Origin of the sequence: Geodermatophilus sp. DSM 45219, from assembly GCF_900104025.1 — a bacterium.
GTDB lineage: Bacteria > Actinomycetota > Actinomycetes > Mycobacteriales > Geodermatophilaceae > Geodermatophilus.
On sequence record NZ_FNIQ01000006.1, the window covers coordinates 150,252 to 163,589 of the forward strand.

Consider the following 13,338-nt stretch of genomic DNA (forward strand, 5'->3'; position numbering starts at 1 on the left):
GGTCGTGCGGCTGAGCGTGAGGTGGTGCGGTCAGGCCGCGGCGTCGAGGAGCGGTGGTCCGACCAGGATCTCGGTGCCGTCGGGTCGCCAGGTGTGCCATCGGCCGTCGGGTCGCCGCTCGACGCGGAAGCCGTGGTGGACCTTCGTGTGATGGCGTTCGCACAGCAGCGCGGAGTTCTCCAGGCTGGTTTCGCCGCCGTCGATCCAGGCGAGCAGGTGGTGCACGTCGCACCAGGAGGTCGGCGCCCCGCAGCCGGTGAACACGCAGCCGCCGTCGCGCACCTCCGCGGCGCGGCGCAGGTGCGGGGGGACCAGGCGCAGGCTGCGGCCGTGGTCCAGCGGCATCCCGTCGGGGCCCATCACGATCCGGGTGATCTGGCTGTCGCAGGCCAGCCACCGCGTGCGAGCGGCGGAGATGGCCGCGCCGCAGCCCAGCTCGCCGGCGCCGGGGTTGGTGCCGGGCCCGAACAGGTCCTCGGCGTCGATCTTCACGATCAGCTGCGGTTTGTGCCCGCGCAGCACCGGCAGCCGGCCGGCGGCCAGGGCGGTGTCGCACAGCTGCACCAGCGCATCGGCGAGCTGCTGGGACCGGGTCCGCTCGTCCCCGGCGGCCCGGCCGGCCTGCACCACCGCCTCCAGCGCGGTCTGCAGCCGCTCCCCGCCCACGGCGTCCAGGTCGAACCGGCCGGTGATGCTGCCGTCGGCGTGCCGGGTGATGGCCAGCCGGCGGCCCTCGGTGGGATCGGGCTCCGGGCCGTCGGCGTCCAGCCGGTCCAGGTAGTGCCGCACCGCCTTGGCCACATCGGCGCACGGCCGGGTCACCGCCACCTCGGTGAGCACCGCGTCCACCGCGGCCAGGTCCACGCCCTGCTCGGCGGCCAACGCCAGGGCCGCCGGCTCGGCCACCCGGCCCAGCACCGCCGCCTGCTCGCCGGTCACCGCACCGGCGGCGAACGCCGCCGCCATCCCCGGCAGGTGCGCCAGCGCCCGCCCGGCCCGCACCACCCCCGCGGCCTGGGCGTCGGACAGGTGACCGTGCCCGCGCAGCCAGGAGCCCATCGTCTTCAGCCCGTCGTGCTCCGCGGCGCCGGAGACCTCGCACTCCCGCACCGTGCGCGCCACCTCCGCCGCGATCCGGTTCTGCGCCACCAGCAGCGGACCCAGCCGCTCCAGCAGCGCCGGGCCGAACAACGGCGCCAGGTCCTCGCCGGCGAGGGCGTCGAGGGAGGCCAGCAGCTCGTCCACGACACCTCCCACCGGTTCGATCAAGTGTTCGAAGTCTAGCCGACGAACAGGTCCTCATCAAGACGAATCCGCAGCTCAGAGGCTCGTCCACAGATGTCGCGGCTGTCTTGACAGCGACGAACGAGGCGTCCTCCGCGGCAGGTCCCGGTGGTGGTGGACAGGGTCGGTGGTCGTTGTCAGCGCTCACCGCCACACGACGCTCGGACGGTGACATGAGGCGCCCCTCGGATGACTGCCCGCGCACCACGACGGCCGTGCGGTCGTTGCTCAGCAGGCGGTGGTCTCACACACCTGCAAGAGGACGGCGCGCTCCACCAGCCCGGCCGTCGACGTGCGCCGACGGTTCGTCGAACGCCCGGCCGCAGCGTTGGTGCGCCCACCAGCAGGAACGCGCTCGACGAGCGGTCAGGCCAGCCGGAAGAGCTCCGGCGGCAGCTCGCCGGGGGAGAGCACGCCGAGCCGCTGGGTGGCCCGGGTGAGCGCCACGTAGAGGTCGTTGTGCCCGCGCACGCCCTCGTCGACCACCCGACGGGGGTCGACGACGAGCACCGCGTCGAACTCCAGCCCCTTGGCCTCGCCCGGCGTGAGCACCACGGGGCCCCGGGAGGAGTCGGCGTCCGGACCGGAGGTGACGACGTCCACCCGCGCCGCGACCGCGGCGGTCAGCTCGGCCACCCGGCTGGCCGGCGCGACGACCGCGGTGGTGCCCTCGTGTGCCGTCCAGCCCTCGACGACCTCGGCGACCCGGCCGGCCAGGGCGGCCTCGCCGGTCACCTCCGCCCACGGGGCCGCGGTGCCCGGCCGCACCGAGCGCGGGGCGCTCGCCCCGCTGCCGCCGGCGGCGAGGACGTCGGCGGCGACGGCCATGATCTCGGCCGGCGTCCGGTAGTTGACGGTCAGCTCCGCCAGCCGCCAGGCCTCCCCGACGTGCGGTCGCAGCGTCTCGTCCCACGCGGCGGCGCCGGCGAGGGTGCCGGTCTGGGCGAGGTCGCCGACGGCGGTCATCGACCGGGTCGGGCAGCGGCGCACCAGCAGCCGCCAGGCCATGGGGGACAGCTCCTGGGCCTCGTCGACCACGACGTGCCCGAAGGTCCAGGTGCGGTCGGCGGCGGCCCGCTCGGCGGTGGTGCGGGTGTCGACCGCCCGCTGCCGGTCGGCCAGCTCCTCGGCGCTGATCAGGTCGCCGGCACTGAGCACCTCGGCCTCCAGGTGCTCGTCCTCCAGGTCGATCGAGCGCGACCCGTGCAGCACGTCGAGGGTCTCCTGCGCCTCGGCCAGCCGGCGGCGGCGGTCCCGCTCGGCGCGGGCCCGTTGCGCGCTGTCGTCGAAGCCGAGCAGCTCCTCGGCCTCCTCCAGCAGCGGGACGTCGGCCGGCGTCCACCGCTCGGAGGACATGGCCGACCCCCGCGGGCGGTGCAGCAGCGCCCGGTCGGCCTCGGACCACCCCGGCGTCGCGGCGGTGGTGCGCGCGGGGTCGGCGTACAGGTCGGTCAGCAGCCGCTCGGGGGTGAGCACCGGCCACAGGTCGTCGACGAGCAGCCGGACGGCCGGTTCCTCGGCGACCTCGCGGCGCAGCGCGGCGGTGTCCTCGCGGTCGAGCAGGTCCGCCCCGCCGTCGATGCCCAGGCCGATCCGCTCGGCGTAGCGGCGGGTGAGCAGGTCGACGACGCGGCGGGCGAACACCGGCCGGGCGAGGTTGTGCAGCCGCTCGGCCCGGCGGGCGGCGTTCTGCGCGCGCTTCACGTCGATGGGCCGCAGCCGCAGCGCGAACCCGTCGACGGTCACCTCGCGCGGGGCGTCGGGCACGACCTGCCGGCCGGCGACGGCGCGCTCGAGCACCTGCACCATCTCCAGCCGGCCCTTGACCGCGGCGGTCTCCGGCGACTCGGTGCCGCGGGCGTCCAGGCCGGGCCGCAGCTGGCCGAGCCCGGCGAGCAGCACGCCGGTCTCCCCGAGGGAGGGCAGCACGTCGGCGATGTAGCGCAGGAAGGTGGGCGTGGGGCCGACGACGAGCAGGCCGCGGCGGGCCAGCCGCTCGCGGTACGTGTAGAGCAGGTAGGCGGCGCGGTGCAGCGCGACGGCGGTCTTGCCGGTGCCCGGCCCGCCCTGGACGACGAGGACGCCGCGGTCGTCGGCGCGGATGATGCGGTCCTGCTCCGCCTGGATGGTGCGGACGATGTCGGTCATCCGGCCGGTGCGCGCGGTGTCCAGCGCCGCCAGCAGCGCGGCCTCGCCGGTCAGCCCCGACCCGGTGACCCCGTCGGTCAGCACCTCGTCGTCCAGCCGGACGACGGTGCGCCCGCGGGTGCGGATGTGCCGGCGGCGGGAGACGCCGAGCGGGTGCACCGGGGTGGCGGTGTAGAAGGGCCGCGCGGCCGGCGCCCGCCAGTCGACCAGCGCGGGGTCGCCGCCGGCGTCGTCGGCGGCCAGGCCGATCCGGCCGATGTAGAGCGGGCCGTCGTCGGTGCGGTCGATCCGGCCGACGCACAGGCCGGCCTCGGCGGCGTCCAGCGCGGTCACCCGCTCGGTCTGGAACCGGACGGTGGCGTCGCGCTCCTGCAGCGCCTGCGGGTCGACCGCGGGCCACGCGATGGCCTGCTTCAGCCGCCGGTCGGCCAGGTCGCGGGCCGCGTCCAGGCGGCCGTAGAGCTCCTCCACGTACTGCTGCTCGGCGTCGATCTCGGGGTGGGGTACGACATCGGACTGCGTCGTCGGCACTGCTCTCCCCAGGTGTCGGTACTCGTCCTGCGAGAACGGACGAACGCCCATGGTGCCCCCGCATTCCCGCCGCGGGGGGCAGGCGCCCGGACCGTCGCGGGGCTCACAGCCGGTCGAGGCGGACCCCGGCCAGGAGGCCGACCAGGGTGCCGGCCAGCTCGGCCGGGCGGCTCAGTGCGACGAGGTGGCCACCGGGCAGCTCCCCGACCGGCAGGCCCAGCCGCTCCCCGGCCACCCTGCGCTGGAAGTCCACGGGGAAGAACCGGTCGTCCCGACCGGCCAGGACCCGGGTCGGGACGTCGGGCCAGCCGGGCAGCGGCCACGGCTCGGTGAACGGCGTCCCGGACTGGGCGAACGGGGCGGGTGCCCCCGCCAGGACCTCGGGCGGCACGTCGTGGGTGAACGCGTCGTCATCGTCCAGCGGCCAGCCGTGCGCCCGCGCCGCCTCCGCACGGGCCTGCTCGTGGCCGGTCGCGGTCCACCACTCGGCGCCGGTCTCGCCCGGCAGCGGGACCATGGCGTTGAGCAGGACCAGCAGGTCGACCGGCACGCGGTCGCAGACCAGCGGCGCGGTGAGCCCGCCCATCGACTGGCCGACGACCACCAGCGGCCGGGCGGAGCCGGCGGTGGCGACCGCCACCGCGTCCGCGTACCGCCCGAGACCGGCGGCGTCGTCCCCCGCGGGCAGGTCGACGGCGACGGCGGCACAGCCGCGCCGCTCCAGCTCGGGCACCAGGCGGTGCCAGTACCAGGCCCGGCCGCCGGCTCCGGGGACGAGGACGAACGTCGCGCGCACGTCCTGCTGACCGCCGGCCGGGACCGGACTCATCGCCGGGCGCGGCGGGCGGCGGCGGCCCAGTGCGGAGCGCCGATCCGGTCGGCCAGCGCTGCGGCGGCGGACAGGTGCGCGGCCGCGTCGTCCCGCCGGCCGAGCGCCCCGGCGAGCAGGCCGAGGTAGAGGGCGACCGGGCCGGGGCAGACCAGCCCGCTGCCGGCGGCCAGCTCACCGGCGGCGGGCAGCAGGTCGGTGTACAGCCGCTCGGCCGCCCGCCGGTCCCCGCTGCGGACAGCGGCCAGCGCGGCCAGGCAGCCGCGCGCCTCGTACAGGTGGCCGGGTGCCGGGTCGACGCGGCCGGGTGCCACGACGTCCGGCGCGTCCAGGCAGGCCAGCGCCAGCGGCAGCAGGCCCTCCTCGACACCGGTCATCCCGGTGCCCCGCAGCCGGGCCGCGGCGGCGCGGTAGGCCGCCGCCGCTTCGTCCCCGCGCCCCGCCACCGCCAGCCGGAGCGCGGCGTACCCACCGGTGAAGGCGCCGGCCAGCGGCAGGTCGTGCTCGCGGGCCAGGGCGTCGACGGCGGCGGCGGACCGGTCGGCGGCGTCCAGGTCGGCGAGCGCGGCGCGGGCCTGCAGGGTGACCAGGTGGCCGAGCACCTCGAACGGCACCAGACCGGGGGAGCCGGCGGCCAGCTCCACCAGCTGCTCCCCGACGGCCGCGCGCTCGGGCGCCAGCCCGGCCCGCCCGAAGGTCTGCAGGAAGCGGCCGTCCAGCGCCACGGCCAGCAGCCGCCGGTCGCCGAGCCGCCGGGCGATCCGCTCGGCCTCGCGGGCGGCGGCCCCACCCCGCGGGCCGGGGTCGGCCCGGCGCTCCATCGCGACGGTGGCCAGCAGCCGGGCGCGCTCGGCGGCGTGGCCAGGGGGGAGGCCGGCCAGCGCCCGCTCGGCGACCGCGACCAGGTGCGCCGAGAGCGCCTCGTCGTCGTTCGTCGTCCACACCGCCGGGACGTCGAACGCGCCCAGCACCCGCGCGGTCAGCACCGGGTCGCCGACCGCCTCGGCCACCTCGACCGCCGCGGCGCGGTGCTGCCGGGCCAGGTCGAGCCGGCCGCCGACGGCGAGCGTCCGCACCAGGCCGGTCAGCGCGACCAGCCGCTCGCGGGCGTCGCCGCCGCCGGCGCGGTCGAGGGCGTCCAGCACCGCCTGCCAGAGCCGGGCCGCCGCGGAGACGGCGGTGCGCCGCTCGGCCCGCTCGGCGGCGGCCCGGGCGGCGGCGGCGACCTCGGCCGGGTTGGCGCGCTCGCCGGCGGCGACGAGGTGGTGGGCGACCGCCTCGACGTCCCCGGGCCGGGATCCGGCCAGCCAGCGGCCGGCGGCGGCGTGCCAGCGCGCCCGGCGCGGACCGGGCACGTCGGCGTAGAGGGTCTCCTGCACCAGGGCGTGCGAGAAGCGCAGCCGGTCGGCGCCGGCCTCCTCCAGGAAGCCGGCGAGCAGCGCGGCCTCGACCGAGCCGAGCACCGCGTCCTCGTCCCCGGCGAGCGCGGCCAGCAGCTCCACGTCGGGCTCCGGGCCGAGGACGGCGGCCTGCCGCAGGTGGGTCCGCGCCTCCGCCGGCAGCGCGGCGAGACGCGCGCGCAGGACGTCGCGGACGCCGGCCGGCACGGTCGCCAGCGCCGCCTCCCCGCCGTCCTCCCACAGCCGGACCAGCTCGCGGACGAAGAACGGGTTGCCGCCGCTGCGCCGGTGCACCGCGCGGGCCTGGTCGGCGGGCATCGCGCGGTGGGTGAGCACCCGCACCAGCTCGCCCACCTGGTCGGCGGTGAGCCCGCCGAGGTAGACCCGGTGCGGGGCGCTGCGGGCGGCCCGGCCCAGGGCCGCGGCGAGCGGGGCGGCGACCTCGGTGGAGCGGTAGGTGCCGACCAGCAGCACCGGGCCGGCCGCGGGGTCGGCAGCCAGCGTGGTCAGCAGCGCGAGGGTCTCCTCGTCGGCCCGGTGCAGGTCGTCGAGCACGACCAGCGCCGGGCCGCGTCCGGCCAGCGCGGCGGGAAGGGCACGGGCCCGGGCGAACCGCGCCGCAGCCGGGTCCTCCGCGCCGTCGCCGGGGACCGGCAGGTCCAGCTGCCCGGCGACCTGGGCCCAGGGCCAGGCGGCGGGTGCGCCGGGCACCTCGGGGCTGGCGCCCCAGCCGGCCGCCCAGCCGTCGGCGCGCAGCCGGTCGGCCAGCAGCCGGGCCAGCGTGGTCTTGCCGGCGCCGGCCACGCCGGAGAGCAGCACCAGCCGCGGCGCGCCGCTGGTGCGCACCTCCGCGGCCGTCCGCAGCAGCCCGGCGAGCTCGTCGGCGCGGCCGACGACGCCGGCCCCGGGATCCAGGACCGGCGCGGGCGGCGGGACGGCCGGGCGGGGCACGAGGTGCGGGGCCTGGGCGAGGACGTCGGCCTGCAGCTGCCGCAGCGCCGGGCCCGGGTCGATGCCGGCCTCGGCGCGCAGCACGTCGCGGGCCCGCCGCAGCTGCGCCAGCGCGTCGCCCTGCCGGCCCGAGCGGTAGAGCCCCAGCGCGAGCAGCCGCCAGACCTCCTCGCGCAGCGGCGCCGTCGCGACGAGCGCCTCCAGCTCGGCCACCGCGGTCGCCGCGCGGCCGAGCGCGATCGCGGCCTCGGCGCGGCGCTCCAGGGCGACCAGCCGCAGCTCCTCCAGCCGGGCGGTCTCGGCGCGGGCCCAGGCGGCGCCGGCCACCTCGGCGTAGGCGGCGCCGCGCCACAGCGCCAGCGCCCCGTCGAGCGCCGCGTGCGCCTCGGCGGGCCGGCCGCCGGCGAGCAGCGCACCGGCCGCGTCGACGGCGGTCTCGAAGCGGCCCGCGTCGGTGTCCTCCGGCGCGACGCGCAGCGCGTAGCCGGGGGCGGCGGTGACCAGCAGGCGGGGCGGTGTGCGGGGCGGCCGGTCGGGCTCCAGCGCCCGGCGCAGCGCGCCGACGAAGGTCTGCACCGCGCCGACGGCGCCCGCAGGCGGGTCGTCCCACAGGTCGTCGACCAGCCGGGCCACCGACACCACGCGGCCGCGCGCGACCAGCAGCCGGGCCAGCACCTCGCGGTGCCGGGGGCCGCGCAGGTCGAGCAGCCGCCCGCCGTCCTCGGCCTGCAGCGGGCCGAGCACCCCGAACACCACCATCTCGGCGGGGACGCTACGTCACCCGGCGGACGCCGATGAGCGCGTGCTGACCGGCTGCTGATCGGCGCCGCCGAGGGTGGTGCCCATGAGCACCCCCACGATCCCCGGCTTCACCCAGCAGCGCGTCGACGTCGCCGACGGCGTCGCCCTCAACGTCGCCACCGGCGGCTCGGGCAGCCCCGTCGTCCTGCTGCACGGCTTCCCGCAGACCCACCTGATGTGGCGGCACGTCGCGGTCGACCTGGCCGCGGAGCACACCGTCCTGTGCCCGGACCTGCGCGGCTACGGAGCCAGCGACAAGCCCGCGGACGACGGGCGGACCTACGCGAAGCGGACCATGGCCGCCGACGTCGTCGCCGCCGCCCGCGCGCTCGGGCACGACCGGTTCGCCCTGGTCGGCCACGACCGCGGCGCGCTGGTCGCCATCCGCGCCGGCCTGGACCACCCCGACGTCGTCACCCACCTGGGCAGCCTCGACGTGCTGACCAACCTGGACACCTGGGACGTCCTGTCCGGGCTGTCGGCCTCGGTGGCCTGGCACCTCTACCTCATGGCCCAGCCGGCCGGGCTGCCCGAGGCGATGATCGCCGGGGCGGCCGACGCGTTCTTCGGCTCGTTCCTCGACGCCTGGGCGAACGACCCGGCCGCGATGCCGGCCGACGTCCGGGCCGAGTACCTGCGCGCCTCGCGCGAGGCGGTCCCCTCGATCGTTGCGGACTACCGAGCCTCGGCGCACGTGGACGTCGAGCACGACCGGGCCGACCGCGAGGCGGGCAACCGGCTGCGCATGCCGGTGACCGTGCTGCAGCAGGACTGGGGTCCCGAGCTCAGCTCCGGCGCCGCCGCGATGTGGGGCGCGTGGGCGACCGACCTCGACCACCGCACCGTCTCCTCGGGGCACTTCATGGCCGAGGAGGCGCCGGGCGAGGTGATCGCCGCGATCCGGGGCCTGCTGGCCCGCTGAGGTCGTGCGCCGGGTGGCGAGCTGTCGTCGACTCCGGCCCGTGAGACGACGACGGCTCGCCACCCGGTGCGAGGGAGCGGCTCGGCACCGCGGGCTCGGCCCTCGTCGACCCCGTCCGGGCGCGGACCCGCCGCGCCACGCGGGACGGCGCGCGCAGCCGGGCACGGACGGCAACCCCGTGGTCACCTCGATGACACGAAGGGTGCCTAACGTCGCCGGTGCGACCCCAGGAGGTGCCCCATGAGCCCGATCACGACCGACCGCCAGACCGACCCGCGACTGCGACGCCGGCCGGTGCGCACCCGCCCGCGCATCGACCGCAGCGCCTGGACGTGCCCGAACTGCCAGCGGGAGACCCTCCCGCCGCGCAAGCGCTGCGCCGACTGCGGCACGTCCCGCTACTGAGGCCCCGTCCGGAGGCTCACCGCGAGCCTGCGAGCGGTGAGCGGGACGGGGTCCTTCACCGGGCCGGTGGCGCTCCGCGCAGCCGGACGACGGCCGCGCGGTGCCGGCGCCGGCCGACCAGCCGCCAGGCCAGCCGGGACGGCGTCGGCAGCGCCGCGAGCAGCCGTGCCCGGTCGGTCGCGGAGGCGTCCTCGAGCGCCAGCACCCGCTCCCGCCGCGACAGCGGGCAGCGCGCCGACCGCCTCACCTCCGCCCACGCCGCGGGGGAGAGGTGCTCGGCGAGCAGCGGCAGCAGCTCGCGTTCCTCCTCGGCGGTCTGCGCGTCGACGGCGTCGGCCAGGTCCAGACAGGCCAGGGTGAAGGCGTCGCGGGCCCGGTCGGACCCCGCGACCGCCCACTGCCGTGCGGCGGTGGACAGGTCGCGCAGCCGGTGGTCGAGGCCGGCGACGCGGGCGGTCCAGGTCTCCACCCGCGGCCGGGCGGCCGGCGCCGTGCGCAGCAGCGCCGGCCACAGCAGCCCGCGCTCGACGGCGTGGTGGTGCAGCAGCAGCCGGCCCAGCAGGTCGGCGTGCCGGGTGAGGACCCTGGTGCGCTCGGCGTCGTCGGCCGACGCCCACGCGGCCAGGTCGGCGAGCAGCCGCAGCTCGCGGCGCACCAGCCGGTGCAGCAGCAGCTCGGCGGCGACGGCGGGCGGGTGCGGACCGGCCGGGCGGTCGTCGGCCGCGGGTGTCCGCGGGGTGAGGAAGCGGGGGAGCGCCGCGGCGGGGGGCATGGGAGACCTCGGTACGGCGGGGGTGGCAGGGCCGTTGCCCAGCGTAGGGACGCCGGCGTCCCGGGGACCAGGGCTCTCGGTCCCTGGTGCGGCGGGACGGCGGGGCGTGCGACGGCAGCTCGGTCACGACGCGCGGCGGGGGGAGGGACAGGAGGGGGCCCCGGCGGTTACCTTGCGGCCGTGAGCGTGATCGCCCGCAACCGGGTCCGCGTGAGCGGGGTGGACGACGGGCGGCCGATGGTCTTCGCGCACGGGTTCGGGTGCGACCAGGAGATGTGGCGTCTCGTCGTCCCGGCCTTCGAGCCCGACCACCGGGTGGTGCTGTTCGACCACGTCGGCTCCGGACGGTCGGACCTGTCGGCCTACGACCCGGTGAAGTACAACGCGCTCGACGGGTACGCCGACGACGTCGTCGAGATCTGCCGCGAGCTGGGCCTGGACGACGTCGTGTTCGTCGGGCACTCGGTGAGCGCGATGATGGGCGTCCTGGCCGCGGCGCGCACCCCGGGGCTGTTCGGCGCCCTCGTGATGGTCGGGCCCAACCCGCGGTACGTGGACGACGGCGACTACACCGGCGGCTTCAGCCGCGAGGACATCGCGGCGCTGCTGGAGTCGCTGGACAGCAACCACCTGGGCTGGTCGGCCGCGATGGCGCCGGTGATCATGGGCAACCCCGACCGGCCCGAGCTGACCGCCGAGCTGACCAACAGCTTCTGCCGCACCGACCCCGACATCGCCCGGCAGTTCGCCCGCGTCACCTTCCTGTCCGACAACCGCGCCGACCTGCCCGGCGTCCGGGTGCCCACGCTGGTGCTGCAGTGCAGCGACGACGCGATCGCCCCGGAGCCGGTCGGCCGGTACGTGCACGCGCAGGTGCCCGGCAGCGTCTTCACCCAGCTGGCGGCCACCGGACACTGCCCGCACCTGTCGGCGCCGGAGGAGACGGTCGCCGCGATCCGGGCCTTCCTGGAGTAGCGCCGGCGATGGACGAGCCGCGGCGATCCGACCCCCGGGAGGGCCCGGCGGGGCTGCGCCGGCTGCTCGAGGACGACCCGGCCGACCTCTACGAGAACGCCCCCTGCGGGTACTTCTCGGCGCTGCCCGACGGCCAGCTGGTCAAGGCCAACCGCACCTTCTGCGAGTGGACCGGGCGGCCGCTGGGCGAGCTGATCGGCACCCGCTTCCAGGCCCTGCTCAGCGTCGGCGGCCGGGTCTTCTACGAGACCCACCTGGCGCCGCTGCTGCGCATGCAGGGGATGGTCCGCGAGGTGGCGCTGGACGTCGTCCGGGCCGACGGGTCGATGCTGCCGTGCCTGCTCAACGCCGTCGAGGTGCGTGACGACCGCGGCGCCCCGCTGCTGGTGCGGGCCACGGTGTTCGAGGCGACGTCGCGGCGCCGCTACGAGCGCGCCCTGCTGGCCGCGCAGCGGGCGGCGGCGGAGTCCGAGCGCCGCGCGCACACGCTGCAGCAGGTGGTGTCCGAGCTGTCGGCGGCGTCCTCGGCGCGCGACGTGGCCGAGGTGATCGTGCGCCGCAGCCGGGAGGCCGTGGGCGCCAGCGGCGCCGCGCTGTGGCTGGCGGCCGAGCGGCGGGCGAACCGGCGGGACGAGGCCTCGGTGCCGCCGCTGGAGCTGGTGGCCAGCGACGGCATCCCCGCCGGCCTGCTCGAGGCGATGGAGGCCGCGGCGCTCGGCGGTGCGGAGCTGGTGCGCGACGGCGGGGTGCACACGGTGCCCCGGGGGGCGGGGCTGCGGGCGGTGTGGCCGGGGCTGGCCGACGCGATGGCCGAGGCCGAGCAGGAGGCGCTGGTCGTCGTCCCGGTGGACGCCGACACCCGGCACCTGGGCGCGCTGGTCCTGCTGCTCGGGGTGACCGGGGACAGCGGGCTGATCGACCTGACCCCGCCGGGGAACCGGGGCTCGCTGGTGCAGGCCGACGCCGACCTGCTGGCCACCGTCGGACGCCAGGCCGGCCAGGCGCTGGAGCGGGTGCGGCTGTTCGAGGAGACCGCGCGCGCCGCGGAGCGCTCGGCGTTCCTGCTCGACGCGGCGCGGCTGATGGCCGCGGCCGGCGACGTCGTGGAGACCGCGGAGCGGCTGGCCGAGCTCGCCGTGCCGCGGCTGGGCGACCTGTGCGTCATCGACCTGGCCACCGAGCACGGGCTGACCCGCCCGGCGGCCCGGCACGGCGACCCGGCGCGGCGGGCCCTGGTCACCGAGCTGGAGGAGCGGCACCTGCCGCAGCGCGGGGCGCCGCACCCGAGCGCGAAGGCGATGCAGGAGGGCCGGACGGTGTGGATCCGCGAGATCACCGACCGGTGGCTGGCCGAGGTCACCGCCGACCCGCGGCACCTGGAGGTGGCCCGGACGCTGGACCTGGTGAGCATGGTCTGCGTGCCGCTGGTGGCCGGGGGGCGTTCCCTCGGCGTCATCACGCTGTGCAGCGACCGGCGGCGCGGGCCGTTCACCCCGGCCGACGTGGAGGTGGCCGAGCAGCTCGCGCTGCAGGTGTCGCAGGTGGTCGACAAGGCCCAGCGGCTGGAACTGGAGACCCGGACCTCGCACACGCTGCAGGGCATCCTGCTGCCCCCGCCGCCCCCGCCGGTGCCGGGCCTCGCGGCCGCCGTCCGGTACCTGCCGGCCAGCCGCGGGGCCGACGTCGGGGGCGACTTCTACGACGTCGTCCCGCTGTCCGGCGGGCAGGTGGCCCTCGCCGCGGGGGACGTCGTCGGCCACGACATCACCGCCGCCGCGGTCATGGGGCAGCTGCGCAGCGTCCACCGGGCGCTGCTCGGCGACCGGCCACCGCCGAGCGCGGTCATCGACCGGCTGCAGGCCGTCTGGCCACTGCTGGGCCTGCCGCGCATGGCGACCGCGCTGTTCGCGGTGCTCGACCCGGCCACCGGCGGGCTGCGGGTCGCCTCCGCCGGGCACCTCCCGCCGCTGCTGGTGACCGGCGGGGCCGCGGAGCTGCTCGACGTGCGACCCACCCGGATGCTCGGTGCGCCGCCCGCGCCCGTGCCGGCCGTGGAGTGGGACGGGGTGCTCGCGCTCGGAGCGACCCTGCTGCTCTACACCGACGGGCTGGTGGAGAGCCGGGACGCCGACCTGGACGAGGGGCTCGCCGCGCTGATCGACGCCGCGGTGCGGGCCGGCACCACCGACCCCGACGAGCTGTGCGACCGGTTGCTGGCCGAGCTCGCCGGCGGGGTGCGCGCCGACGACGTGGCGCTGCTGGCGATCACCCGGCGTCCGTAGCGGTTCCGGGCGGACGGGCGGGCGACGCCCCTGGCGCG

At 77.9% G+C, this 13,338-nt stretch carries 9 protein-coding genes; 4 read left to right on the forward strand and 5 right to left on the reverse strand.

Annotated features, from left to right (window positions below; genetic code table 11):
* Positions 1-30: 30 nt before the first annotated feature.
* From BLR12_RS19125 to BLR12_RS19140, 4 genes are all read right to left on the reverse strand, one after another.
* Complete coding sequence (locus BLR12_RS19125) at positions 31-1,245, reverse strand: HNH endonuclease signature motif containing protein (protein ID WP_091381512.1); 1,215 nt, start codon at positions 1,243-1,245, stop codon at positions 31-33.
* Positions 1,246-1,650: 405 nt separating this feature from the next.
* Positions 1,651-3,963 (reverse strand): HelD family protein, encoded by a 2,313-nt coding sequence (locus BLR12_RS19130; protein ID WP_091381513.1) that lies wholly within the window; start codon positions 3,961-3,963, stop codon positions 1,651-1,653.
* A 103-nt stretch (positions 3,964-4,066) separates the two neighbouring features.
* On the reverse strand, positions 4,067-4,759 hold the full coding sequence (locus BLR12_RS19135) for an alpha/beta fold hydrolase (protein ID WP_218120744.1): 693 nt from the start codon (positions 4,757-4,759) through the stop codon (positions 4,067-4,069).
* Positions 4,760-4,788: 29 nt separating this feature from the next.
* Complete coding sequence (locus tag BLR12_RS19140) at positions 4,789-7,902, reverse strand: AfsR/SARP family transcriptional regulator (RefSeq protein WP_091381517.1); 3,114 nt, start codon at positions 7,900-7,902, stop codon at positions 4,789-4,791.
* An 85-nt stretch (positions 7,903-7,987) separates the two neighbouring features.
* On the opposite strand from BLR12_RS19140, the gene BLR12_RS19145 reads away from it, so the two are divergent.
* Both BLR12_RS19145 and BLR12_RS24680 read left to right on the forward strand, forming a co-directional pair.
* Complete coding sequence (locus BLR12_RS19145; RefSeq protein ID WP_091381520.1) at positions 7,988-8,866, forward strand: alpha/beta fold hydrolase; 879 nt, start codon at positions 7,988-7,990, stop codon at positions 8,864-8,866.
* Between the two features lie 240 nt (positions 8,867-9,106).
* Positions 9,107-9,271 carry a hypothetical protein gene (locus BLR12_RS24680; protein WP_176832593.1) on the forward strand — a complete coding sequence of 55 codons (165 nt, stop codon included), beginning with the start codon at positions 9,107-9,109 and terminating at the stop codon, positions 9,269-9,271.
* Between the two features lie 55 nt (positions 9,272-9,326).
* Here BLR12_RS24680 and BLR12_RS19150 read toward each other — a convergent pair whose 3' ends face one another.
* Entirely contained in the window at positions 9,327-10,043 is a 717-nt protein-coding gene (locus BLR12_RS19150) for a hemerythrin domain-containing protein (RefSeq protein ID WP_091381523.1), read from the reverse strand.
* A gap of 180 nt (positions 10,044-10,223) precedes the next feature.
* Here BLR12_RS19150 and BLR12_RS19155 point away from each other — a divergent pair, with 180 nt between their 5' ends.
* Together BLR12_RS19155 and BLR12_RS19160 are read left to right on the forward strand one after the other, a co-directional pair.
* Positions 10,224-11,018, forward strand: coding sequence for an alpha/beta fold hydrolase (locus tag BLR12_RS19155; protein ID WP_091381525.1), 795 nt, complete (start codon positions 10,224-10,226; stop codon positions 11,016-11,018).
* An 8-nt stretch (positions 11,019-11,026) separates the two neighbouring features.
* A complete protein-coding gene (locus tag BLR12_RS19160; protein ID WP_091381528.1) occupies positions 11,027-13,300 on the forward strand; it encodes a SpoIIE family protein phosphatase in 2,274 nt (757 codons plus the stop codon).
* Positions 13,301-13,338: the final 38 nt, after the last annotated feature.